Genomic DNA, 23,081 nt, shown 5'->3' with positions numbered 1-23,081 from the left:
ATCTTGGCCCAGGCCGGCAGGAAAAAATGTGCGCTTGTGCACGATAGTCATGTTAACCCCCTGAAACCCAGGCTATTGCCCACCCTCCCCCTGTCGAAAGGGCACCCGCAGGTGCCCTTGTCGTTGCCGGTCAGCGGACCTCCGCCAGCAGGGTGTGGGCGATGGTGCGCATCCCCAGGGTGTTGGCCCCCGGCGCCCACAGGTTGTCACCGTTCTCGCTGAAACAGGCAGCGAGATCAACGTGCAGCCAGCCCTGCCCCTCATTGGCGACAAAGCGGGAGAGGAAGCCCGCCGCGTTGGAGGCACCACCCGGACCGCCACCCGGCACGGGCCGGCTGTTGGCGGTGTCGGCATAGTGGGACGGGCACTGCTGGCGATGCCAGGGTTCCAGCGGCAGCGGCCAGGCGGGTTCCTGTTCGGCATCCGCATAACCCATGGCGCGGCTCACCAGCCCCTTGTCCAGCCCGAACAGGGCGTTGTAACGCCCCCCCAGCGCCATCACCGCCGCCCCGGTGAGGGTCGCGGCGTCGATGACCAGCGGCGCACCGGAATCCCCGGCCAGCTGCAGGCCGTCGGCCAGCACCAGCCGCCCCTCGGCGTCGGTGTTCACGATCTCCACCGTGGTGCCGTTCTTGTAGGTGAGGATGTCGCCCAGCTTGTAGGCGTGACCGGAGACCAGGTTCTCGGCGCAGCAGAGGATGAGCTTCACCCGCTTGTCGAGGCCGCGCAGAATAGCCAGCGCCAGGGCGCCAGTCACGATGGCGGCACCGCCCATGTCGTGCTTCATGGTCAGCATGCCCTGGGAGGTCTTCATGGAGTAGCCGCCAGAGTCGAAGGTGATGCCCTTGCCCACCAGCGCTGCCGCCACCGGGGCTTTGGGATCCTTGCTCGGGTTGAAGTCCAGCTCCAGCAGCACGGGCTCGCGCTCGCTGCCACGGCCGACCTGATAGAGACCGACCCAACCCGCCTGCTGCAAGGCTTCCCCCTTGAGGATGCGATGACTGATCCGGTCCGGCGCCAACTCGGTGATGAAGGCGGCAGCTTCAACCGCCAGCTCCAGCGGCCCCAGCTGTTCCGGCGTGGCATTGGTCATCTCCCGCACCCAGCGCCCGCACAGCCAGCGCGCCTCCAGCTCCTCCCGATCCTCCTCGGATGAAGTGGCCCACTGCAGCTCGACCTCCACCTTGGGGGTCTGCAGCCCTTGGGCAAAGGCCCACTGCTGCTCGCGCTCCCAGTGACCGGCCAGCACCACCTGCTGGATCCCCTGACTGCACAGACGCCGTGCCGCCTGCTGGATATCCAGCAAGGGGCTGGCGGTCACCAGATGGATCACCATGCCGTCGGCGCGGTGGGAGAGCAGCGCCCCCTCACCCCACTCGGGAGCGGCAAATTCTCGGCTCAACCAGATGTTCATGCACTCACCTCCTGCAGCCAGCGGGTGACAGATAATACGCAGGCCGTGGCACTTTTTGCCGATTGTCCAAAGCCTTCACCAAATTCTTGATTCAGCCAGACTCTCATTCACTCACCTCCTGCAACCAGCGAGCGATGGTACGCAGGCCGTGACCCTTGGCACCGGTCGCCCACAGGTCATTGCCCGATTTTTGATAGGAGGCGGCCAGATCCAGGTGCACCCAGCCCTTGCCTTCGTCACGCACGAAGCGCGACAGGAAGGCCGCCGCGGTGGTGGCACCGGCGGTGCCTTCGGCGGACGCCACATTGCCCAACTCGGCAAAGGCAGAGGTGAGCTGGCCTGCGTGCCACGGCTCCAGCGGCAGCGCCCAGGCCTGCTCGTTTTCGGCTTTGGCGGCTGCCAGCGCGCGGGCCTGCTCGGCCTCATCAAGGGCAAACACGGCGTTGTAGTCGCGACCCAGCGCGGTCTTGGCGGCGCCAGTGAGGGTAGCGGCGTCGAGGATATAGGCAGCCCCGCTTTCGCTGGCGGCCAGCAGGCCGTCAGCCAGCACCAGGCGGCCTTCCGCATCGGTGTTCTGGATCTCGACCGAGATGCCGTTGCGATAGGTGAGGATGTCGCCGAGCTTGAAGGCATGGCCGGAGACCAGGTTCTCGGCGCAGCAGAGGATGAGTTTCACCCGCTTGTTCAGGCCGCGGCTGATGGCCAGCGCCAGCGCGCCGGTCACCATGGCGGCGCCGCCCATGTCGGACTTCATCGGCAGCATGTTGTCGGAGGACTTCATGGAGTAGCCGCCGGAATCGAAGGTGATCCCCTTGCCCACCAGCGCCGCCAGCACGGGGGCATTGGCATCCCCGGTCGGGTTGTAGTCGAGTTCCAGCAGCACCGGCTCGCGCTCGCTGCCGCGGCCCACCGACCAGATCCCGATGTGACCGGCCTCCTGCAGCGCCTCCCCGGCGGTAATGCGAGCGGTCACCTTGTCACCGGCGAGACTGCGGATGAGCAGCAGGGCGGATTCCGCCAGGCTCATGGGGTAGATCTCCTGCGGGCAGCCGTTGGTCACTTCGCGCACCCAGCGGGTCGCTTTGAGCAAGGCAGCCAGCTCGGCAGCCTCCTGGTCGCTCTGCTCGCCGAAATCGAGCTCGCGAACCCCCTTGGCGGCATAGAAGCCCTGGGCAAAGGCGTAGCGACGCTCCCCGTTCCAGCCCTCACCCACCAGCTTGATGCGCTTGATGCCGCTCGACTCGAGTCGTCTGGCAGCGCGCTGGATGGCGCGCAGCGCCTCCTTCTCCTGGCCGCTGCCCAGATGGAGATGGGCTTCGTCGCCGTTGAAACTGAGCAGGGCACCCTCGCCCCAGTGGGCGGCGGCAGCCTGGGAAGACAACCGTACGTTCATCATGTCAGCCATGTTCTCTTGCTTCCTTTTTATTGGCACTTTCATCAACGAATAGGGAAATCACGGGCACAAAAAAGGCCGCTCCCTCAAGGGTCACGGCCTTCACCATATCATTACTGCACCACGAGATGCTGCACGCGCAATTCACTCATGTGTAATTAAGGGGTCATCAATGGCGCTCAGACGCCAGATTCAGGGTGTACTTGGGCAGTTCCACCACCAGATCCTCGTCCGCCAGTCTGGCCTGGCAGCTGAGACGGGATTCCGGCTCCAGTCCCCACGCCTTGTCCAGCATGTCGTCTTCCAGCTCGTCGCTCGGCTCGAGGGAGTCGAAGCCTTCCCGCACCACGCAGTGGCAGGTGGTACAGGCGCAGGACTTCTCGCAGGCGTGCTCGATCTCGATGCCGTTGCGCAGCGCGATGTCCAGAATGGTTTCACCGGTCGCGCCTTCGAGGGCCGCGCCGTCCGGACAGAGCTCGGGATGGGGCAGAATAATCAGTTTTGGCATATTACACCTTGTTGACGTTTTGTCCGGTCAGCACCTTGCGGATGGAGGCATCCATCCGGCGGGCTGCAAATTCGCCACTGGCAGCATCCGCCGCCTCGATGGCCTCTTTGATCTGGTTGGTGGTGCCCGTGCTGCGCATGGTCAGCAGATGGGCGATGGCGGCATCCAGCTCGGCCCGCTCGGCGGGGCTCAATAAAGCCTCGCCATCGGCAGCCAGCGCGGCGTTGAGACTCTCGACCACCCGGTCGGCCTCGACCTGCTGCTCCGCCAGCATGCGGGCATCCATGTCCTGCTGGGCATTGGCGATGGAGGCGCTCAGCATGTTGAGGATGTCATCCTCACCCAGTCCATAGGAGGGCTTGACCTGGATCTCGGCCTGCACGCCGGAGGATTTCTCCATGGCACTGACCGACAGCAGACCGTCCGCATCCACCTGGAAGGTGACGCGAATGTGGGCGGCACCGGCCACCATGGGCGGAATGCCGGTCAGGGTGAAGCGGGCCAAGGATCGGCAATCGGCCACCAGCTCGCGCTCGCCCTGCACCACGTGGATCGCCATCGCGGTCTGGCCATCCTTGAAGGTGGTGAACTCCTGGGCGCGGGCCACCGGAATGGTGGTATTGCGCGGGATCACCTTCTCGGCGAGACCGCCCATGGTCTCAAGACCCAGAGAGAGCGGGATCACGTCCAGCAGCAGCATCTCGGCGTCAGGCTTGTTGCCCACCAGGATGTCGGCCTGGATGGCGGCACCGATGGCCACCACCTTGTCGGGGTCGATGCTGGTCAAGGGGGGACGCTGGAAGAACTCACCCACCAGCTCGCGCACCAGCGGCACCCGGGTCGAACCGCCGACCATCACCACTTCCAGCACTTCTTCCTGCTCGAGCCCCGCATCGCGCAGGGCGCGGCGGCAGGCCAGCAGGGTGCGCTTGACCAGCGGCTGGATCAGCTCGTCAAACTGACTGCGGGTGACAGAGCCCTGCCAGCCGGCAAAGGTGCAGGGAACGGCGTCGGCGTCCGTCAGACCGTGTTTGACCGCGGCGGCCACATCCAGCAGCTCGCGCTGCAGACGGGCATCCAGCTCGCCAGTCAAACCGGCTTGTTCTTTCAACCAGTCTGCCAGCAGGTGATCGAAATCATCGCCGCCGAGGGCCGAATCGCCGCCGGTGGCCATCACTTCAAACACCCCGCGATGTAGACGCAGGATGGAGATATCGAAGGTGCCGCCACCCAGGTCATAAACAGCGATCACCCCTTCCTGACCGGAGTCGAGGCCATAGGCAATCGCGGCCGCAGTCGGCTCGTTGAGCAGGCGCAGCACGTGCAGACCGGCCAGTCGGGCCGCATCCTTGGTGCCCTGGCGCTGGGCGTCATCGAAATAGGCGGGCACTGTGATGACCACGCCGTCGAGATCGCCACCGAGGGCGGCAGCGCCCCGCTCGGCCAGCTTTTTGAGTATTTCGGCCGAGACCTGAACCGGGTTGACCAGCCCTTGACGGGTCTGCAGTTGCGGCATGCCGTTGTCGGCTGCCACGAATTGATAGGGCTGCTGGCGGGTATCGATGTCGGCCAGCGCCTTGCCCATCATCCGCTTGGCGGAAACGATGGTGTTGTGCGGGTCGAGGGCGGCCTCGCGCTTGGCATCGACGCCGACCCGGATGGTATCAGCCTGGTAATGCACGACGGAGGGCAGCAGATCACGCCCCTGCTCGTCGCAGAGGGTATCGGCCTGACCGCTACGCACGGCGGCGACCAGCGAGTTGGTAGTGCCAAGATCGATGCCAACGGCACGTTTGTGCTGATGAGGTGCGGCGCTCTGGCCGGGCTCGGCGATTTGCAGTAATGCCATGGGTAATCAAACTTCCAGCGTTAAAGGATCAAGACTCGAACAGCGAGTCTTCGAATCGTTCCAGCTCCTCGAGGAGCTTGTCGACAAACTTGAGTTTGCGAACACAATCAGCCGCTCGCGGATCCTCGCCTGTGGCGAGGGCCTGGGTCAGCTGCTGCATCAACAATTGGTGATCATGCCTGATCTCCTGGCGAAAATCCTTGATGGCACGCTCAGGGTCAGTCTCCCCTTTCAGGTCGGCCAGCCGCTCGCGCCACTCCAGTTGCTGCATCAGAAACGCGGTATCTTGCAACGTCTGTTGCTCGCCACGAAGTTCGGTGCCACGCAGGGAGAGCAGGTACTCGGCTCGGCGCAGGGGCGCCTTGAGGGTAGTGAAGGCATCGTTGATCTGGGCGGCACGTTGCACCGCAGCCAGCTGCTCCCACTCGGGGGCGGTGGCAAAACGATCGGGATGAAACTGGGTTTGCAACTGGCGGTAGGTCTCTGCCAGCTGACGGGTATCGAGCTCGAAGCCTTCAACCAGCCCAAACAGCTCGAAATAATTCATGCAGACCTCTTAGACACTGATGCTGCCCCCATGCCGCTCGCGCTCAGGTGGGCGAAGCGGCATGGTTGAACCGGCCGTGGCCGACCAGTTCAACGGACAAGCGATCATGTGTTGCACACATCTCAGACACTGAAGCTTTCGCCGCAACCACACTCGCCCTTGGCGTTGGGGTTGTTGAACTGGAAGCCCTCGTTGAGGCCCTCCTTGACGAAATCCAGTTCAGTGCCATCCAGGTGGATCAGACTCTTGGCATCGACAATGATCTTGACCCCGTCCTGCTCGAATACCTGATCTTCATCTGCCAGCTCATCGACGAACTCGAGCACATAGGCAAGACCCGAGCAGCCGGTGGTCTTGACGCCGAGGCGCAGGCCGATGCCCTTGCCCCGGTTGGTCAGAAACGAGGAAACCCGTGCCGCGGCGGCATCTGTCATGGTAATGGCCATACTGCGCTCCTGACCTTAGAGACCTTTCTTCTGCTTGTAATCGGCGATGGCGGCCTTGATGGCATCCTCGGCCAGAATGGAGCAGTGGATCTTCACCGGTGGCAGCGCCAGCTCTTCGGCGATGTCGGTGTTCTTGATACCGGCCGCTTCATCCAGGGTCTTGCCCTTGACCCACTCGGTCACCAGAGAGCTGGAGGCGATGGCGGAACCACAACCGTAGGTCTTGAACTTGGCATCTTCGATGATGCCATCGTCGCTGATCTTCAGCTGCAGCTTCATCACGTCACCACAGGCCGGTGCACCGACCATGCCGGTAGCGATGCTGGGATCGTTCTTGTCGAAGCCGCCTACGTTACGGGGGTTCTCGTAGTGGTCGATTACTTTTTCACTGTAAGCCATATCTAACTCCTGCTAATTCCGTTGAACACCGATCCCGCGGATCAGTGATGAGCCCATTCGACCGTGTTCAGATCGACGCCGTCCTTGTACATCTCCCACAGGGGAGACATCTCGCGCAGACGACCGATGGAGTCACGGATAAGCTTGATTGCGTAATCAATCTCTTCCTCGGTGGTGAAGCGACCCATGCTGAAACGGATGGAGCTGTGCGCCAGCTCGTCGTTCAGGCCCAGTGCGCGCAGCACGTAGGAGGGCTCCAGGCTGGCCGAGGTACAGGCAGAACCGGAAGAGACCGCCAGATCCTTCAGCGCCATGATGAGGGATTCCCCTTCTACATAGGCGAAGCTGACGTTGAGGTTGCCCGGCACCCGCTGTTCCAGGTCACCGTTGATGTAGACCGCTTCGATATCCTTGATGCCATCCCACAGACGCTGACGCAGGGCCATGATGCGCTGACCTTCGCTCACCATCTCTTCTTTGGCAATGCGGAAGGCTTCGCCCATGCCGACGATCTGGTGAGTCGGCAGGGTGCCGGAACGCATGCCGCGCTCATGGCCACCACCGTGCATCTGGGCTTCCAGGCGCACACGCGGCTTGCGGCGCACGTAGAGGGCACCAATGCCTTTCGGGCCGTATACCTTGTGGGCGGACATGGAGAGCAGGTCAACCTTGAGCGCTTCCACGTCGACCGGGATTTTGCCCACGCTCTGTACTGCATCCACGTGCAGCAGGATCTTGCGGGAACGGCACAGCTCGCCGATGGCGGCGATGTTCTGCACCACGCCGATCTCGTTGTTGACGTGCATGATGCTGACCAGGATGGTGTCATCACGCAGGGCGCCTTCGATCTGTTCCAGGGTGAACAGGCCATTGGGCATCGGCTCGAGGTAGGTTACCTCATAGCCTTCGCGCTCCAGCTGGCGACAGGTATCGAGTACCGCCTTGTGTTCGGTCTTGGAGGTAACGATGTGCTTGCCCTTGCCGGCGTAGAAATGGGCGACGCCCTTGATGGCGAGGTTGTTGGATTCAGTCGCACCGGAGGTGAAGACAATCTCGCGCGGGTCGGCACCGATCAGCTCTGCCACTTGATTACGGGCCAGATCGACCGCCTCTTCGGCTTGCCAGCCAAAGCGGTGGGAACGGGAAGCTGGATTGCCGAACAGGCCATCCATGGTGAGACACTGCATCATTTTTTCTGCGACACGCGGGTCCACCGGACAGGTTGCCGAATAATCAAGGTAAATAGGCAGTTTCATGTTTTTCTCCGTTACAGCCAGGGTCATACATCGACCAGCTGTGGAAAGCACGTTTGTTTATAGTTGGACTTTCAAGCTCACATCGCCGCGTTCTGCCCGATCTACCAGGGACAACACGGTTTTCATTTGTTCATCTTGCTTGCCGGCAATCCGGCGCACATCGGCCTGATCAACCAGCTCGGCCAGGGTGATGTCCCCCAGGAAGCTGGAGATCCGCTCGCTCAGGTCACGCCACAGGGAGTGAGTGAGGCACTGGGTGCCGCCGTGGCAGCCGCCCTTGCCGAGGCACTTGGTGGCATCCACCGATTCGTCGACCGCGGTGATCACCTGACCGACCGAGATGGCATTCGGCGCCAGACCGAGGCGATAACCGCCGCCCGGGCCACGCACGCTGCTCACCAGGCCATGCTTGCGCAGGCGGGCAAACAGCTGCTCCAGATAGGACAAGGAGATGCCCTGGCGCTCCGAAATATCAGCCAGGGGCACGGGCCCCTGCTCTGCATGCAACGCCACGTCGAGCATGGCAGTCACAGCGTAACGTCCTTTTGAGGTCAGTCTCATATGCCTTACCGTTTTGCGAACCAATCAATATGGGCATATGGTCACATACCCGACTAAATCAGTCAAGTATATGGTTGAGTAATCCAGTCGGGTTTAATCCTGCGGTCTCGGTTTTTGCACCGAGGTCAAAATGCCGCGCAGGATGTTCAACTCCACCGCTTCCGGACGAGCCCGGTTGAACAGGCGGCGCAGCTTGCTCATGACCTGTCCCGGGTGGTCATCGGCGATGAAGCCGGTCTTGAGCAGCGTCTGCTCCAGATGCTGATAAAAGCCTTCCAGCTGCTCGGCGCTGGGATAATCCACCGCCATGTCGGTCTCGCCGACCTGTTCTTGCTGCAACCAGTGCATTCGCACCTCATAGCAGAGGGTCTGCACCGCCATGGCCAAGTTGAGGGAGCTGTACTCCGGGTTGGCCGGAATGGCCACGTGGTAGTGGCACTTTTGCAGCTCGTCGTTGGTCAGGCCGGTGCGTTCACGGCCAAATACCAGCGCCACCGGATGCTGCATCCCCTCGGTTACCAGCTTTTCGCCCGCTTCGCGGGGGTCCAGCATGGGCCAGCTCAGGGTACGGGAGCGGGCACTGGTGCCGATCACCAGACCACAATCCGCAATGGCTTCATCCAGGGTCGACACGATACGTGCATTGGCCAGCAGATCGCTGGCACCGGCGGCCAGTGCATAGGCGTTGTCATCGGGCTGTGCTTGCGGATCAACCAGCACCATCTGGCTCAAGCCCATGGTCTTCATGGCGCGCGCCGCAGAGCCCATGTTGCCGGTGTGAGAAGTGTTTACCAACACGATACGAATCTGATCCAACATGCCCAGTCAATCTTCAGTCAAAAATGGCGCGCAATTGTAACATAGCCAATCGCTATTTTGGCACCGTAAATGGCGCACCAATTCACAACAATGACGCCGTTTTGCAGAACAAAGCGGTATGAGACGGGGGCGCTGACTGGCTAGACTTGAAGGATGGGAAGGTGAAAAGTGGAGGCGACATGTGCCCACGCTGGCTTTATGAGAGGTTGCCGGTCTGCTATCTGCTGGTGGCGGTCGGCATCATCCTGCTCAGCCACTCCCCGCTGCTCTGGCTGGCGGGTACCTTGCTGTTTGTCGCCGGCGCCACCGTCTGGATGATGCGATCCAGCTATCGGCGTACCGATCTGGTCATCTTCCCGACCAAACGCTGGTTTCAGCCGGAGTGGCTCTACGAGGCCCAGCCGTTCATCTGGCTGGCGCTGGGTCTGCTGCTCTCGCGCCTTCCCAACGCCGGCGCCCTGCTGGCACTGCTGCCCTGTCTGTGGGCCTGTCGCTGCCTGTGGGCTCGCAATCACTACCGCCACCATGCCGATGGACTGGTCTCACAGCTGAGGCGCAACCCCACCCGCCGGCGCAGAGTGCGCCTCTTGCGCTGAGCCCGCCTTCGCCCGCTCGATGAAGGTGGCAAGATCCAGCAAGGGATAACGCACCAGGCTTGGCAAACCGTCCAGATCCAGGCTGTCCATCAGGTTTTTCACCTCCAGCCCCAGCTCGGTGTTCCCTTCAATCTTCAGCTTGCGCTGGAAGAAGAGAGAGTCGGGATCTTCCTTGCGCCCGGCAATCAGAATGAGGTCGTTGGTAGTGCCGCTGAAACAGACATCGGCCTGCTCGCAATGACGAGCCACCACCAGCTTGCCATCCTGCTCGCTGATGAACCAGCAGAGCTCCAGATCAGAGACTTCGACCTTGAGCCACTTGCCTGCCAGAAATTCAAAGTCGCCATCTGCGATGGCCTCTTTGAACACGCTGGCCAGCAGGCGCTCCATCAGGTTCTGCTGCAAGGAAAATGGCACCAATTTGAGAGGATGGCGCAGAATGCGGGGAGCCTGTTCGACCAGGCGACGTTGCAGTTGTTGAAACACGATAAACTCCCAGTTTTTTGCGCATTCAAGCACAGGGCCGCAGCCATGATCCTGTTGGAAATCAAACTTGTGCCCACTTACCTCAAGAAGGGTAAAGCCACACAAAGCTGCCTCAGGTCAAAAAGTGGAAGGACGCCGGTGAATACAATCGGGCCACTTTTGCATTTTTTGCCCTCTCGGAGCGTACCCGATGGAATTACTCTGTCCGGCAGGCAGTTTGCCGGCACTGAAAACAGCCGTGGATAACGGGGCCGATGCGGTCTATATCGGCTTCAAGGATGACACCAACGCCCGCCATTTCGCCGGGCTCAACTTCACCGACAGCAAGCTGGAGAAAGCGGTCGACTATGTGCACCAGCATGGCCGCAAACTCCACATCGCCATCAACACCTTCGCCCACCCGGGCTCCGATGCCCGCTGGCAGCAGGCGGTGGACAAGGGCGCCGCGCTGGGGGCCGATGCCCTGATCATCGCCGACCTCGCCGTGCTCGACTATGCCAGCCGCCGCTACCCGGATCTGGAGCTGCACGTCTCGGTGCAGGCCAGTGCTACCAACGCCGCCGCCATCCGCTTCTACCAGCAGCACTTCAACGTCGGTCGGGTGGTGTTGCCCCGCGTCCTCTCCATGCATCAGGTGAGGCAGCTGGCCCGCGAGACCGACGTCGGTCTAGAGGTGTTCGCCTTTGGCAGCCTCTGCATCATGGCGGAGGGACGCTGCTACCTCTCCTCCTACATGACCGGCGAGAGCCCCAATACCGTCGGCGCCTGCTCACCGGCCAAGTTCGTGCGCTGGGAGGAGACCCCGGGCGGCCTCGAGTCTCGCCTCAACGAGGTGCTGATCGACCGTTACGGCCCGGGGGAAAACGCCGGCTACCCGACCCTGTGCAAGGGCCGCTTCGAGGTGGACGGCCAGACCTACCACGCGCTGGAGGAGCCCACCAGTCTCAACACCCTCGGCCTGTTGCCCGAGCTGTTCCAGACCGGTATCCAGTCGGTCAAGATTGAAGGACGCCAACGCAGCCCCGCCTATGTGGAGCAGGTCACCCGGGTCTGGCGCGCCGCCATCGACGCCTATCAGGCCAACCCGGAAGCCTATCAGGTCAAGGCCGAGTGGGATGCCCAGCTCGCCCGCGTCTCCGAGGGGAGCCAGACCACCCTCGGTGCCTATCATCGCCAGTGGCAATAAGGAGCCCTGTTCATGAAATTCTCTCTCGGCCCCCTGCTCTTCTACTGGCCCAAGGCCGACACCCAGGGTTTCTATCAGGCGGCCGCCGCCAGCCAGGCCGACATCGTCTATCTGGGGGAAACCGTCTGCAGCAAGCGCCGCGAACTGAAAGTGGATGACTGGATTGCCCTCGCCCGTCAGGTGGCCGGCTCGGGCAAGCAGGCGGTACTCTCCACGCTGGCGCTCATCTCCGCCCCCTCCGAGCTCAAGGAGGTCAAGCGGCTGGTCGACAATGGCGAGCTGATGATCGAGGCCAACGATCTGGGGGCGGTCCAGCTCGCCAGCGAAGCCGGGCTGCCGTTCGTCTGCGGCCCCGCCATCAACGCCTACAACGCCGACGTGCTGCGCATGCTGCTCAAACAGGGGATGCAGCGCTGGGTGATGCCGGTGGAGCTCTCCCGCGACTGGCTGGTGCAGCTCAATCAGGATCTGGGCAGTGCTCGCCAGCAATTCGAGGTGGAGGTGTTCGCCTACGGCCACCTGCCACTCGCCTACTCGGCGCGCTGCTTCACCGCCCGCTCCCTTGACCGGCCCAAGGACAACTGCGAACTGGCCTGCATCGACTACCCCACCGGCCGGCTCGCCAGCAGCCGCGAGGGGCAGAAGGTGTTCAACCTCAACGGCATCCAGACCCAGTCCGGTTACTGCTACAACCTGGGCAACGATCTGGCCGGGATGGAGGGGCTGGTGGATGTGGTGCGCCTCTCCCCCGAGGGGCTGGACACCCTGACGATGCTGGAGCGCTTCAAGGCCAACCAACAGGGCCAGGCTCCCCTGCCCCTGCAGCAGGAGCGCGACTGCAACGGTTACTGGCGTCAGATCCCCGGCATGATGCTGACGCAGTGAGGCGGCGGTGTACCGTCTGACGGGGGTGACTCACCCCCTAGCATCTGACACCCGGACAGCAAAAAGGCCTCGCAATGAGGCCTTTTCTACATCATTCAAACCGGCAACAGGGCAAGCTCAGGATGCCTGCTTGCTGCTCTTGCCCTGGGCACTCTGGGCACCGGGCGGCAGGGGTTTGCGCGCCATCAGCTCCAGCTCCAGCAGGGCATATCTGTGCTCGATGAAGTCATACACGTTGTTGGCGAGCGCCAGCTTGAAGTAGCTGATGGCTTCCTTGCGGTTGCCCTTGGCCAGTTCAAACTTGCCGAGGTAGAAGTAGGTTTCGCACAGGCGCTCGGCGAGCTCCCGGTTGTCCTTCACCCCTTTCACCACGTTGCCCATCAACTGGGTGGCATTGAGTTCGCCGGTATAGAGGCGCACCAGATCCCAGTTCCAGGCATCGTCATCGTACTTGTTGAGCCGCTCGCGCATCCGGCTCATGGCGGCCGGTGCATTGAGCTTCTGTTCGGCCAGATAGAGCCAGATCACCCGGTAGGGATCTTCCGGCTGCGCCTCGTAGAAGCGCTTCATATCGGCCGCGGCCAGCTCGGGACGATTGCCGTAATAGAGCGCAATGCCACGGTTCAGGTAGGCATAGTCATAATCGGGAGCCAGCTCGAGGGCGGAATCAAATGCCTCGTAGGCCTCGTCATAATTCTGCTGCTGCACCAGATAGACGCCGATGAAGTTGTAGGCTTCGGCGAAATCCGGCTTCTCCCGCAGGGCGCGGTTGAAATCCAGCCGCGCCAGGGAGCGCAAGCCTACCCGGTCAAACACGACAGCACGCTCATAAAACAGTTCAGCCCGTTGCTCCGTGGTCAATTCCATCTCACTGAGCATCTGCCCGAGTCGCGCCAACGCCAACTCGCTCTGGTAAGAGACCTGCAGGGGGGTCGCCAATACCAGTGAAGCGGGTTGCGGCTTGGGAACTTGAGGCGCTTCAACCTGACTGCTACTGCTGCAACCCCACATGGGGAGCAGCAACAGGATACCAAGGAGGTATCCAATCCCTTTCCTGACGTTCAATGAACACTCCGACGCTTACGCTTGACCCGGCATATGGTAAAGGTCAGCCGACACTTTGTCATGTGGCTGAGCCTCTCTCCCTCAAATAAATCAGGATTCGACAGGGTATCCGGCATCACACCAGCCCCGAAAGCCACCATCGACGCTGACCACCCGACCGTAGCCCATCTTCTGCAAGTTCTCCGCCACCAGAATGGAGCGAAATCCCCCACCACAATAGAGGTAGAGCTCGGTGTCGGGATCCGGGTAACGGGTCTCGATGTCCCGCTCGATCACGCCACGACCGAGGTAGGTCGCCCCCGGCAGATGGCCCCTGGCCCACTCGCTCTCTTCCCGCACGTCGACCAGGTGAAAGGTGCGCCCCTCATCCTGCCAGCGTTTGATCTGGTGCACATCGGTCTCCCGCACATGGGGACGAATGGCCTCTACCAGTGCCAGAAAACGGGGATTGTGTTGCATGGCTTGCTCCTTGCCTGTTGGCCAACAGCCGTGGGTGAAACCGTCATAATGACTCACCCGGGCGATAAGAGAAAGGGCGCCTCGCGGCGCCCTTGTCATTTACGGCAGGATCTCTTGCTGATCCGCGCCCTCTTTTTCCACCTGGGTCGGCAGCATGTGCTCCCGCTTGACCCCGAAGAACATGGCGAACGAGCTCGCCACATAGATGGAGGAGTAGGTACCGAAGGCGACACCGATCACCATGGCCACCGAGAAACCGTGGATCAGCGGACCGCCCTTGAGCAGCAGCGCCAGCACCACCACGAAGGTCAACCCCGAGGTGATGATGGTCCGGCTCAGGGTCTCGGTCATGGAGAGATCCAGGATGTACTCGGTATCCCCCTTGCGCACCTTGCGAAAGTTCTCCCGCAACCGGTCGAACACCACGATGGTGTCGTTCAGGGAGTAACCCACCAGGGTCATCAATGCCGCCAGCACGGTCAGGTCGAACTCGTACTGGAAGTAGGCAAAGACGCCGAGGGTGATCACCACGTCGTGCACCAGGGAGAGAATACCCCCCATGGCCAGACGCCATTCGAAGCGCACCGCCACGTAGATCAGGATACAGAGGATGGAGGCCAGCATGGCCAGCGCACCGTCGGTCGCCAGCTCGTCACCCACGGAGGGGCCGACGAACTCGACGCGCTTGAGCACGGCCGCAGGATCGATCAGCTTGGCCGCCGCCAGCACCTCGTTACCCTGCTGCTCCACCTTGACCCCCTCTTTCGGGGTCAGGCGGAACAGTACGTCACGGCTGGAGCCGAAGTGTTGCAGGGTCGCCCCTTCAATCTTCTGCTCGTCCAGCACCTGATGCACCTTGTCCAGGCTCACCGACTGCTGGAAGCCCACCTCGATGGTGGTACCACCGGTGAAGTCCAGACCCCAGTTCAGGCCCCGATCGAACAGGAAGAACAGGGAGATCACCATCAGCAGGGTAGAGAAGACCACACCCGGCCTGGCATAGCGCATGAAGGGAATGGGCTTTTCAAAATGTAGAATCTGAAACATGTCTCTTCCTTAGATCGGCAGCTTGTCGAGGCGCCGTCCACCCCAGGCCAGGTTGATGATGGCGCGGGAGACCGTGATGGCGGTAAACATGGAAGCACTCAGACCAATCCCCAGCGTCAGGGCGAAGCCCTTGATGGCGCCGGTACCGATACCGAACAGGATCACACAGGTGATGAGCGAGGTGACGTTGGAGTCGGCGATGGTCGAGAACGCCCGATCAAAGCCCAGATGGATGGCCTGCTGCACCCCACGACCGTTGCGGATCTCTTCACGAATACGCTCGTAGATCAGCACGTTGGCATCCACCGCCATGCCCAGCGTCAAGACGATACCGGCAATACCCGGCAGGGTCATGGTGGCCCCCGGGATCATCGACATGATACCGACGATCAGCACCAGGTTCATGGTGAGGGCGATGTTGGCCACCCAGCCGAACGCACGGTAGTAGATCCCCATGAACAGCACGATCACCAGCATGGCCCAGCCGATGGCTTCCATACCGCTGTCGATGTTCTGCTGACCCAGGCTCGGGCCTATGGTGCGCTCTTCCACGATCTGGATCGGGGCGATCAGCGCACCGGCACGCAGCAGCAGCGCCAGGTTGTGGGCTTCGTTGGCGTTGTCGATGCCGGTGATGCGGAACTGGCTGCCAAGGCGCGACTGGATGGTGGCGACGTTGATCACCTCCTCCTGCTTGCGGAACTTGCGCTTGCCATCCGGACCCGGCTGACCGACCGGTTTGTATTCGATGAACACGGTCGCCATGCCCTTACCAACGTTGTCCTTGGTAAAGTTGGCCATCTTGTTGCCACCCTGGCCATCAAGCTTGATGTTGACCTGGGGACGGCTGTATTCATCGAAACCGGACTGGGCACCCACGATGTGGTCACCGGTCAGGATGATGCGCTTTTGCAGCACAACCGGACGTCCGTTGCGATCGTTGTAGACCTTGGAGCTCGGCGGCACCCGACCATCGGCCGCAGCCTGGATGTCGGCGGTCTCATCGACCATGTGGAATTCCAGGGTCGCGGTCGCGCCGAGGATCTCCTTGGCACGGGCGGTGTCCTGAATGCCGGGCAGTTCCACCACGATGCGCTCGGCACCCTGCTGTTGTACCAGCGGCTCGGCCACGCCCAGCTCGTTCACCCGGTTGCGGATGATGGTGATGTTCTGCTCGAGGGCGTACTTCTTAACTTCCTTGATCTTGGCTTCACTCAGACCGGCCAGCAGGACGAACTCGTCCCCCTTCTGCTCGGTGGTGAAGGTGAGATCCGGGTTCTGACGACGCAGGTGAGAGATGGCCTTGGCCTGATCGGCCTCGTCACGGAACAGCACCTGTACCTGATCACCGGCCCGGCGCACACCGGAATAACGGATCTTCTGGGTACGCAGCTCGGAGCGGAAATCCTGCACCATCTGCTCTTGCTGCTTCGTCAGCGCCTCGGCCATGTCCACTTCCATCAGGAAGTGCACACCGCCGCGCAGGTCCAGACCCAGCTTGAGCGGGTTGGCGCCGATGGCTTCGAGCCAGGCAGGCGTGGAAGGGGCCAGGTTGAGAGCGGTAATGAAGTTGTCGCCCAGCTTGTTGGCGACGATGTCGCGCGCCTTGAGCTGCTCTTCGGTATTTTTGAAACGAACCAGGATGAAGCCGTGCTCGAACGCCGCATGCTTGACCGGGATCTGAGCCGCATCGAGCGTCTCTTTCACCAGGTCAAGGGTGTCCAGCTTGACTTCGGCCCCCCGGCTGGCAGAGATCTGCAAGGCCGGGTCTTCGCCGTAAAGATTGGGGGCTGCATATAGAAAACCGATGGCGATCACCACGACCACCATCAGGTATTTCCACAGCGGATAGCGATTTAACACGCTGTGCTCCTCGGGAGATTAGAGGGACTGGATAGAACCCTTGGGCAGAACGGCAGAGACGAAGTCACGTTTGATGGTGACCTGGGTCTGATCGTTCAGGGCCAGCACGAGGTATTCGCTGTCGGCGGATACTTTGGCGATCTTGCCGACCAGGCCACCGGAAGTGAGGACTTCGTCACCCTTGGAGAGGGAACTCATCAGGTTGCGGTGATCTTTGGCGCGCTTGGCCTGGGGGCGATAGATCATGAAGTAGAAGATGAGGCCGAATACGGCCAGCATGATGATCATTTCCATGCCACCACCCTGTGCACCCGGAACTGCGCCTTCTGCATACGCCTTGGAGATAATGCTCATTTAACAACCTCTTATTGATGTAGATTTGAAAACTAGCTTATATATCGTTGTTATTTCACGTCATTTTCAGCTAACGGAGGCACGGGCTTCCCTTGCCGACGGTAAAACTCAGTTACAAAGTCGTCTAATTTACCCTGCTCGATCGCGTCCCGCAAACCCTGCATCACACGCTGGTAATAACGCAGGTTGTGGATGGTGTTCAGACGGGCACCGAGGATCTCGTTGCACTTGTCCAGATGGTACAAATAACTGCGGGTGTAGTTCTTGCAGGTGTAGCAATCGCAGTCGGCATCCAGGGTGCTGGTGTCCTCGCGATACTTGGCGTTGCGGATCTTGACCACCCCGTCGGTGGTGAACAGGTGGCCGTTGCGGGCGTTGCGGGTCGGCATCACGCAGTCGAACATGTCGATGCCACGGCGCACCCCTTCCACCAGATCTTCCGGCTTGCCCACGCCCATCAGGTAGCGCGGCTTGTCGGCCGGGATTTTCGGGCAGACGTGCTCGAGGATGCGATGCATGTCCTCTTTCGGCTCACCCACCGCCAGACCACCGACCGCGTAACCGTCGAAGCCGATCTCCAAGAGGCCGTCCAGCGACACATCCCGCAGATCTTCGTACACGGACCCTTGGATGATGCCGAACAGGGCGTTCTTGTTGCCGAGCGCATCGAACTTGTCGCGCGAACGCTTGCCCCAGCGCAGGGACATCTCCATCGACTTGCGCGCCTCTTCGTAAGTGGCCGGGTACGGCGTGCACTCATCGAAGATCATCACGATGTCGGAGCCCAGATCGTACTGGATCTCCATGGATTTCTCGGGGTCGAGGAAGATTTTCTCGCCGTTGATGGGGTGACGGAAGTGCACGCCCGCTTCGGTGATCTTGCGAATGTGCCCCAGGCTGAACACCTGGAAACCACCCGAGTCGGTCAGGATCGGGCCCTGCCAGTTCATGAAGTCATGCAGATCGCCGTGGGCGCGCATCACTTCCTGCCCCGGCCGCAGCCAGAGGTGGAAGGTGTTGCCGAGCAGGATCTGGGCGCCGGTCTCACGCACCTCTTCCGGGGTCATCCCCTTGACGGTGCCGTAGGTGCCGACCGGCATAAAGGCCGGGGTCTGCACGGTGCCGCGCTCGAATACCAGCTGGCCGCGACGGGCACGGCCGTCAGTGGTTTTCAGTTCAAATTTCATTGCTACCTCGTTGCGTCAGAGAAACAGTCTGACAGTAGGGGGCCCGAGGGCCCGGTATAAAGGGCGCGGCTTATGCCTGCGCCCGGCGACGGGTGACGAACATGGCGTCCCCGTAGCTGAAGAAACGGTACTGCTCGGCCACAGCCGCCTGGTAGGCCGACATCACGTTGTCGTAGCCGGCAAAGGCGCTGACCAGCATGATCAGGGTCGACTCCGGCAGATGGAAGTTGGTGACCATGGCATCGACCACCTGGAACTGGTAACCGGGGAAGATGAAGATGTCGGTGTCGCTGAAGAACGGCGCCAGCGGCTTGCCCTGGGCCAGAGTCACCTTGGCCGCGCTCTCGAGCGAGCGTACCGAAGTAGTTCCCACCGCAATCACCCGGCCACCGCGGGCGCGCGTTGCGGCGATGGCGTCCACCACCTCCTGCGGCACCTCGGCATACTCCGAGTGCATGTGATGATCTTCAATCTTGTCCACCCGCACCGGCTGGAAGGTGCCCGCCCCGACGTGCAGGGTGACGAACGCCGTTTCCACCCCCTTGGCACGAATTTTCTCGAGCAGCGGCTCGTCGAAGTGCAGGCCGGCAGTCGGCGCCGCCACGGCACCCGGCTTCTGGTTATAGACGGTCTGGTAGCGCTCCTTGTCGGCATCCTCATCGGGACGGTCGATGTAAGGGGGCAGCGGCATGTGGCCGATGGCTTCCAGGATCTCCAGCACAGGGCGGGGGTCGAGGAAGTGGATCTCGAACAGGGCATCGTGACGGGCACGCATCTCGGCTTCGACTTTCTCGCCGTCGGCCCCGCCATCCAGAATGAGCCGGGTACCGGGCTTGGGCGATTTTGAAGAGCGCACATGGGCCAGCACGCTGTGCTCGTCCAGCATCCGCTCCACCAGCACCTCCAGCTTGCCGCCGCTGGCCTTCTGGCCAAACATGCGCGCCGGAATGACACGGGTGTTGTTGAATACCAGCAGATCGCCGGGGTTGAGCTGGTCCAGCACATCCACAAATTGACCGTGGCGCAGTGCGCCAGTTTGACCATCGAGCTGCAACAGACGACTGGCGGTACGTTCCGTCATGGGATAGCGGGCAATCAGCTCGTCTGGCAGATCAAAATGAAAATCGGATACTTGCATCTTTCACCTCGGGGGGAATCGGCGGCTAGTCTAGTTATCCCCTTCTTCCAAGGCAACCCAAAAGACCAAAAACCCAAGGGAGACAAGGGATAGCGAGCAATTATGTGAAGCAGGGCCAGTTAAAAAACCTTTAAGGTTTTGTATTGACCCTGATCATGTTTTGCCGAGGGGGGCTGGGCTAGGGTGAAAGCAGATACACAAGGAGGCCCACCATGATGACCCTATCCGAGATCATGACTGAACACCCCTTCACCCTGGGTCCGGAAAACAGCGTCAAACAGGCGATGGATCTGATGCAGCAGGAGCGGATCCGCCACATCCCCATCGTTGACGAACAGCATCATCTGCTGGGCCTGGTCACCCTCTCCGACATCCTGGCCACCCGCGAGTCCAAACTGCTGCTGATCAATCCGGAGCGGGAGGCGGAGTTCACCGACAGCGTGCAGCTCGACGAGATCATGACCCGCCAGGTGGCCAGCGTGGATCCCCATGCCGGCATCAAGGAGGCGGCGCTCTATCTGCAACGGCACAGATATGGCTGCCTGCCGGTACTCAAAGGGCGCAAGTTGATCGGCATCGTCACCGAGTCGGACTTCATTGCCGTCGCCATCAACCTGCTGGAACTGATGGAGGAGCAGGAGCCGCCTGGCGACTTTTGATCTCAATTTCATGTAATAAAATTACAATAAAAGCGTTTTCAGCGCACTTGATCGGCAATAAAGCTGAAACTCTTTCATTTTGATTGAAAAATTACACCACAACCTTGCTTTGTGATCTGCATCACACTATCATGACCGTCATGCAATTGTTGCCGAGCGGAAGACGAGGGATTGTGCACCCGTCCTCTTCCTCTCATATGTCTGCAAGTTTGCACACCCCGTAGTTAGTCTTTGCTGTAAAGCTTTTGTTTATATAGCCATTCCTTGTTTGATGACCCGGCCTTGTCCTTGCGACGACGCCGGGATTTTTTTATCCGCGCAATTCCCCTCCCCCTCGTCCCCGTGCGTGCCGGCGCCTGTGCGTCGCAAGACGGCAGACCCCACCTCTCTGCGGTTGGCAGACTGCCACTCTCCCCTTGAAAAGCCGAAGCCGCGCACAGATGTTGAATCTCGACAAGGAGTTATCCCGGCATGCCGGCGATATTCATGTTAGGTACAGCAGCCATGGTTTATCTAATAAGTAGATTTAAGTGATTCAAAATTGCGGCTTTGATCGATTAGGAAAAGTCCCTATGATGAATCCATCGAAAGTTAAACGCCTCGTCCGGCACGACTCTTCAAACCCAGACAGGCATATGTACATCACCAAGGAGCAAATACATGTCTACCTACATCAACACTGAAATCAAGCCGTTCAACGCCACCGCCTACCACAATGGCAAATTCGTTCAGGTGTCTGACGCTGACCTGAAAGGCAAGTGGTCCGTGGTGTTCTTCTACCCGGCTGACTTCACCTTCGTCTGCCCGACCGAGCTGGGCGACCTGGCCGACAACTACGCCGAATTCCAGAAGCTGGGCGTCGAGATCTACTCCGTCTCCACCGACACCCACTTCACCCACAAAGCCTGGCACGACACTTCTGACACCATCCAGAAGATCCAGTACCCGATGATCGGCGACCCGACCGGCACCATCACCCGCAACTTTGGCGTGATGATCGAAGAAGCCGGTCTGGCTGACCGCGGTACCTTCGTCATCGACCCGCAAGGCATCATCCAGATCGTTGAGATCAACGCCGGCGGCATCGGCCGTGACGCCCTGGAACTGCTGCGCAAGGTCAAGGCTGCCCAGTACGTTGCCGCTCACCCGGGTGAAGTGTGCCCGGCCAAGTGGAAAGAAGGCGACGCCACCCTGGCCCCGTCCCTGGATCTGGTAGGCAAAATCTAAGCCTCCCCGCTCTGAAGACCGGCCCGTTCAAGGGCCGGTCTGCTTTCTGGCCTGACAAAACGCCGACCCGCAACCAAAAGAAGGAATTCGAAGATGTTGGATACCAACCTCAAACAACAGCTGAACACCTATCTGCAGTACATCGTCAATCCCATCGAGATCAGCGTGTCCGGCAACGACAGCGACAAATCCGCCGAGCTGCTGGCCTTGGCCGGCGAGATCGCCGAGATGTCCCCCAAGATTACCCAGACCTCTGGCACCAATGCCCGCAAGCCTTCCATGAGCGTCGCGCCGAAGGGCCAAGCCCCGCGCGTTCATTTTGCCGGTATCCCCATGGGTCATGAATTTACCTCGCTGGTGCTTGCCCTGCTGCAAAGCGGCGGTCACCCCTCCAAGGCCGATGCGGCTGTGCAGGAGCAGATCCGCAACCTCAAGGGCGAGTTCCACTTCGAGACTTACATTTCGCTCTCCTGCCACAACTGCCCGGACGTGGTGCAGGCCCTCAACCTGATGGCGACCCTGAACCCCGGCATCACCCACACCATGATCGACGGTGCCCTGTTCCAGGACGAGGTCAACGAGCGTCAGATCATGGCGGTACCGAACGTCTACCTGAACGGTCAGCCGTTCAGCCAGGGCCGCATTTCGCTCGAAGAGATCGTCGCCAAGCTCGACACCGGCGCCGCCGAACGCAAGGCGCAAGAGCTGAGCGAAAAAGCCCCTTACGACGTGCTGGTCGTCGGTGGTGGCCCGGCTGGCGCCGCCGCCGCCATCTATGCCGCTCGCAAAGGCATTCGCACCGCCATCGTCGCCGAGCGTTTCGGTGGCCAGGTGATGGACACCGTCGGCATCGAGAACTTCATCTCCGTGCCCTACACCGAAGGCCCCAAGCTGGCCGCGAGCCTGGAGCAGCACGTCAAGCAGTACGGCGTGGAAGTGATCACCGAGCAGCGCGCCGCCGCCATCAGCAAGGATGGCTACGTCAACGTGGATCTCGCCTCTGGCGCCACCTTGAAGAGCCGCGCCGTGATCCTGGCGACCGGTGCCCGCTGGCGTGACCTGAACGTGCCGGGCGAGCTCGAGTACCGCACCAAGGGCGTGGCCTACTGCCCGCACTGTGACGGCCCCTTCTTCAAGGGCAAGCGGGTTGCGGTGATCGGGGGCGGCAACTCCGGCATCGAGGCAGCCATCGACTTGGCCGGCATCGTCGAACATGTCACCGTGGTGGAGTTCGCCGACACCCTGCGTGCCGACGAGGTGCTGCAGAAGAAAGCCCGCTCCATGGGCAACATCGACATCATCATGAGCGCCCGCACCACCGAAGTGATCGGTGATGGCAGCAAGGTGGTGGGCATGGATTACGAGGATCGCACCACCGGCGAGATCAAGCATCTGGCGGTGGCGGGTATCTTCGTGCAGATCGGTCTGGTGCCGAACACCGAGTTCCTGAAAGGGAGCGACGTGGCCCTGACCCGCTTTGGCGAGATCGAGATCGACACCAAGGGCGCCACCTCCCTGCCCGGCGTCTACGCCGCAGGGGACGCCACCACGGTGCCGTTCAAGCAGATCATCATCTCCATGGGCGCCGGGGCGACCGCCGCACTGGGGGCGTTTGATTACCTCATTCGCAATCCGGCGCCGGAAGCGACCAAAGCTGACGCCGTCACCGCCTGATGGCGACCAGATGGACAAAAAGCCGACTCACTGAGTCGGCTTTTTTATTGGTACGCACCCGCG

General features: G+C 61.1%; 24 protein-coding genes. 6 read left to right on the top strand and 18 right to left on the bottom strand.

The genetic code is table 11. The features are described from left to right. Positions 1-130 precede the first annotated feature (130 nt). From pepB (AHA_RS08835) to trmJ, 10 genes are all read right to left on the bottom strand, one after another. Positions 131-1,414, bottom strand: a complete 1,284-nt coding sequence (gene pepB / locus AHA_RS08835; RefSeq protein WP_011705640.1) for an aminopeptidase PepB — start codon at positions 1,412-1,414, stop codon at positions 131-133. A gap of 103 nt (positions 1,415-1,517) precedes the next feature. Beyond that, on the bottom strand, positions 1,518-2,819 hold the full coding sequence (gene pepB / locus AHA_RS08830) for an aminopeptidase PepB (RefSeq protein WP_011705639.1): 1,302 nt from the start codon (positions 2,817-2,819) through the stop codon (positions 1,518-1,520). A gap of 157 nt (positions 2,820-2,976) precedes the next feature. After that, positions 2,977-3,315, bottom strand: coding sequence for an ISC system 2Fe-2S type ferredoxin (fdx, locus tag AHA_RS08825; RefSeq protein WP_005299781.1), 339 nt, complete (start codon positions 3,313-3,315; stop codon positions 2,977-2,979). A 1-nt stretch (position 3,316) separates the two neighbouring features. Then, positions 3,317-5,164 (bottom strand): Fe-S protein assembly chaperone HscA, encoded by a 1,848-nt coding sequence (hscA, locus tag AHA_RS08820; protein ID WP_011705638.1) that lies wholly within the window; start codon positions 5,162-5,164, stop codon positions 3,317-3,319. 28 nt (positions 5,165-5,192) lie between these two features. After that, on the bottom strand, positions 5,193-5,711 hold the full coding sequence (hscB, locus tag AHA_RS08815; protein ID WP_011705637.1) for a co-chaperone HscB: 519 nt from the start codon (positions 5,709-5,711) through the stop codon (positions 5,193-5,195). A 122-nt stretch (positions 5,712-5,833) separates the two neighbouring features. After that, a complete protein-coding gene (gene iscA, locus AHA_RS08810; protein ID WP_011705636.1) occupies positions 5,834-6,157 on the bottom strand; it encodes an iron-sulfur cluster assembly protein IscA in 324 nt (107 codons plus the stop codon). 15 nt (positions 6,158-6,172) lie between these two features. Then, the gene (iscU, locus tag AHA_RS08805; RefSeq protein WP_005299770.1) at positions 6,173-6,556 is read right to left on the bottom strand and encodes a Fe-S cluster assembly scaffold IscU; all 384 of its coding nucleotides are present in this window, start codon (positions 6,554-6,556) and stop codon (positions 6,173-6,175) included. 41 nt (positions 6,557-6,597) lie between these two features. Continuing rightward, on the bottom strand, positions 6,598-7,812 hold the full coding sequence (locus AHA_RS08800; RefSeq protein WP_011705635.1) for an IscS subfamily cysteine desulfurase: 1,215 nt from the start codon (positions 7,810-7,812) through the stop codon (positions 6,598-6,600). A gap of 57 nt (positions 7,813-7,869) precedes the next feature. Next, positions 7,870-8,373: a Fe-S cluster assembly transcriptional regulator IscR gene (gene iscR, locus AHA_RS08795; RefSeq protein WP_011705634.1), complete on the bottom strand. Its 504-nt coding sequence runs from the start codon at positions 8,371-8,373 to the stop codon at positions 7,870-7,872. Positions 8,374-8,466: 93 nt separating this feature from the next. Beyond that, a complete protein-coding gene (gene trmJ, locus AHA_RS08790) occupies positions 8,467-9,192 on the bottom strand; it encodes a tRNA (cytosine(32)/uridine(32)-2'-O)-methyltransferase TrmJ (protein ID WP_011705633.1) in 726 nt (241 codons plus the stop codon). A gap of 179 nt (positions 9,193-9,371) precedes the next feature. Here trmJ and AHA_RS08785 point away from each other — a divergent pair, with 179 nt between their 5' ends. After that, on the top strand, positions 9,372-9,788 hold the full coding sequence (locus tag AHA_RS08785; RefSeq protein ID WP_011705632.1) for a hypothetical protein: 417 nt from the start codon (positions 9,372-9,374) through the stop codon (positions 9,786-9,788). Here AHA_RS08785 and ubiT read toward each other — a convergent pair. After that, positions 9,735-10,274, bottom strand: a complete 540-nt coding sequence (gene ubiT, locus AHA_RS08780) for a ubiquinone anaerobic biosynthesis accessory factor UbiT (protein ID WP_011705631.1) — start codon at positions 10,272-10,274, stop codon at positions 9,735-9,737. The two genes, AHA_RS08785 and ubiT, sit on opposite strands and share 54 nt — an antisense overlap. Before the next feature lie 190 nt (positions 10,275-10,464). Here ubiT and ubiU point away from each other — a divergent pair, with 190 nt between their 5' ends. Continuing rightward, positions 10,465-11,460, top strand: coding sequence for a ubiquinone anaerobic biosynthesis protein UbiU (gene ubiU, locus AHA_RS08775; protein ID WP_011705630.1), 996 nt, complete (start codon positions 10,465-10,467; stop codon positions 11,458-11,460). Positions 11,461-11,472: 12 nt separating this feature from the next. Beyond that, entirely contained in the window at positions 11,473-12,345 is an 873-nt protein-coding gene (locus tag AHA_RS08770) for a U32 family peptidase (RefSeq protein WP_011705629.1), read from the top strand. A gap of 117 nt (positions 12,346-12,462) precedes the next feature. Here AHA_RS08770 and nlpI read toward each other — a convergent pair whose 3' ends face one another. From nlpI to queA, 7 genes are all read right to left on the bottom strand, one after another. Continuing rightward, entirely contained in the window at positions 12,463-13,410 is a 948-nt protein-coding gene (gene nlpI / locus AHA_RS08765) for a lipoprotein NlpI (RefSeq protein ID WP_280940144.1), read from the bottom strand. Positions 13,411-13,500: 90 nt separating this feature from the next. Further along, positions 13,501-13,869 (bottom strand): rhodanese-like domain-containing protein, encoded by a 369-nt coding sequence (locus AHA_RS08760; RefSeq protein WP_011705627.1) that lies wholly within the window; start codon positions 13,867-13,869, stop codon positions 13,501-13,503. Positions 13,870-13,968: 99 nt separating this feature from the next. Beyond that, positions 13,969-14,916, bottom strand: coding sequence for a protein translocase subunit SecF (gene secF, locus AHA_RS08755; protein ID WP_011705626.1), 948 nt, complete (start codon positions 14,914-14,916; stop codon positions 13,969-13,971). A gap of 9 nt (positions 14,917-14,925) precedes the next feature. Continuing rightward, on the bottom strand, positions 14,926-16,779 hold the full coding sequence (gene secD, locus AHA_RS08750; protein WP_011705625.1) for a protein translocase subunit SecD: 1,854 nt from the start codon (positions 16,777-16,779) through the stop codon (positions 14,926-14,928). 18 nt (positions 16,780-16,797) lie between these two features. Then, a complete protein-coding gene (gene yajC / locus AHA_RS08745; protein WP_011705624.1) occupies positions 16,798-17,133 on the bottom strand; it encodes a preprotein translocase subunit YajC in 336 nt (111 codons plus the stop codon). A gap of 50 nt (positions 17,134-17,183) precedes the next feature. Further along, on the bottom strand, positions 17,184-18,320 hold the full coding sequence (gene tgt, locus AHA_RS08740) for a tRNA guanosine(34) transglycosylase Tgt (protein WP_010634306.1): 1,137 nt from the start codon (positions 18,318-18,320) through the stop codon (positions 17,184-17,186). A 70-nt stretch (positions 18,321-18,390) separates the two neighbouring features. Continuing rightward, on the bottom strand, positions 18,391-19,458 hold the full coding sequence (gene queA / locus AHA_RS08735; protein ID WP_011705623.1) for a tRNA preQ1(34) S-adenosylmethionine ribosyltransferase-isomerase QueA: 1,068 nt from the start codon (positions 19,456-19,458) through the stop codon (positions 18,391-18,393). 212 nt (positions 19,459-19,670) lie between these two features. Here queA and AHA_RS08730 point away from each other — a divergent pair, with 212 nt between their 5' ends. The 3 genes from AHA_RS08730 (at position 19,671) to ahpF (ending at position 23,018) form a co-directional block, all read left to right on the top strand. Beyond that, a complete protein-coding gene (locus AHA_RS08730) occupies positions 19,671-20,117 on the top strand; it encodes a CBS domain-containing protein (protein WP_011705622.1) in 447 nt (148 codons plus the stop codon). 660 nt (positions 20,118-20,777) lie between these two features. Next, positions 20,778-21,344, top strand: a complete 567-nt coding sequence (gene ahpC / locus AHA_RS08725; RefSeq protein WP_011705621.1) for an alkyl hydroperoxide reductase subunit C — start codon at positions 20,778-20,780, stop codon at positions 21,342-21,344. A 93-nt stretch (positions 21,345-21,437) separates the two neighbouring features. Next, the gene (ahpF, locus tag AHA_RS08720) at positions 21,438-23,018 is read left to right on the top strand and encodes an alkyl hydroperoxide reductase subunit F (protein ID WP_011705620.1); all 1,581 of its coding nucleotides are present in this window, start codon (positions 21,438-21,440) and stop codon (positions 23,016-23,018) included. Positions 23,019-23,081: the final 63 nt, after the last annotated feature.

Source organism: Aeromonas hydrophila subsp. hydrophila ATCC 7966 (genome assembly GCF_000014805.1).
In the GTDB taxonomy this organism is placed as follows: Bacteria; Pseudomonadota; Gammaproteobacteria; order Enterobacterales; family Aeromonadaceae; genus Aeromonas; species Aeromonas hydrophila.
Note: the sequence above shows the minus strand (reverse complement) of the source record. Positions and strands in the feature narration are given on the sequence as shown.

Excerpts from the sequence above, each read along its gene's own strand:
- ahpF (WP_011705620.1), top strand. The coding sequence starts at position 21,438 with ATGTTGGATACCAACCTCAAACAACAGCTGAACACCTATCTGCAGTAC.
- iscR (WP_011705634.1), bottom strand. The coding sequence starts at position 8,373 with ATGAGACTGACCTCAAAAGGACGTTACGCTGTGACTGCCATGCTCGAC.
- AHA_RS08800 (WP_011705635.1), bottom strand. The coding sequence starts at position 7,812 with ATGAAACTGCCTATTTACCTTGATTATTCGGCAACCTGTCCGGTGGAC.
- iscU (WP_005299770.1), bottom strand. The coding sequence starts at position 6,556 with ATGGCTTACAGTGAAAAAGTAATCGACCACTACGAGAACCCCCGTAAC.
- secF (WP_011705626.1), bottom strand. The coding sequence starts at position 14,916 with ATGTTTCAGATTCTACATTTTGAAAAGCCCATTCCCTTCATGCGCTAT.
- pepB (WP_011705639.1), bottom strand. The coding sequence starts at position 2,819 with ATGGCTGACATGATGAACGTACGGTTGTCTTCCCAGGCTGCCGCCGCC.
- AHA_RS08730 (WP_011705622.1), top strand. The coding sequence starts at position 19,671 with ATGATGACCCTATCCGAGATCATGACTGAACACCCCTTCACCCTGGGT.
- tgt (WP_010634306.1), bottom strand. The coding sequence starts at position 18,320 with ATGAAATTTGAACTGAAAACCACTGACGGCCGTGCCCGTCGCGGCCAG.
- fdx (WP_005299781.1), bottom strand. The coding sequence starts at position 3,315 with ATGCCAAAACTGATTATTCTGCCCCATCCCGAGCTCTGTCCGGACGGC.
- AHA_RS08785 (WP_011705632.1), top strand. The coding sequence starts at position 9,372 with ATGTGCCCACGCTGGCTTTATGAGAGGTTGCCGGTCTGCTATCTGCTG.
- queA (WP_011705623.1), bottom strand. The coding sequence starts at position 19,458 with ATGCAAGTATCCGATTTTCATTTTGATCTGCCAGACGAGCTGATTGCC.
- AHA_RS08770 (WP_011705629.1), top strand. The coding sequence starts at position 11,473 with ATGAAATTCTCTCTCGGCCCCCTGCTCTTCTACTGGCCCAAGGCCGAC.
- ahpC (WP_011705621.1), top strand. The coding sequence starts at position 20,778 with ATGTCTACCTACATCAACACTGAAATCAAGCCGTTCAACGCCACCGCC.
- AHA_RS08760 (WP_011705627.1), bottom strand. The coding sequence starts at position 13,869 with ATGCAACACAATCCCCGTTTTCTGGCACTGGTAGAGGCCATTCGTCCC.
- pepB (WP_011705640.1), bottom strand. The coding sequence starts at position 1,414 with ATGAACATCTGGTTGAGCCGAGAATTTGCCGCTCCCGAGTGGGGTGAG.
- iscA (WP_011705636.1), bottom strand. The coding sequence starts at position 6,157 with ATGGCCATTACCATGACAGATGCCGCCGCGGCACGGGTTTCCTCGTTT.
- hscA (WP_011705638.1), bottom strand. The coding sequence starts at position 5,164 with ATGGCATTACTGCAAATCGCCGAGCCCGGCCAGAGCGCCGCACCTCAT.
- yajC (WP_011705624.1), bottom strand. The coding sequence starts at position 17,133 with ATGAGCATTATCTCCAAGGCGTATGCAGAAGGCGCAGTTCCGGGTGCA.
- hscB (WP_011705637.1), bottom strand. The coding sequence starts at position 5,711 with ATGAATTATTTCGAGCTGTTTGGGCTGGTTGAAGGCTTCGAGCTCGAT.
- trmJ (WP_011705633.1), bottom strand. The coding sequence starts at position 9,192 with ATGTTGGATCAGATTCGTATCGTGTTGGTAAACACTTCTCACACCGGC.
- ubiU (WP_011705630.1), top strand. The coding sequence starts at position 10,465 with ATGGAATTACTCTGTCCGGCAGGCAGTTTGCCGGCACTGAAAACAGCC.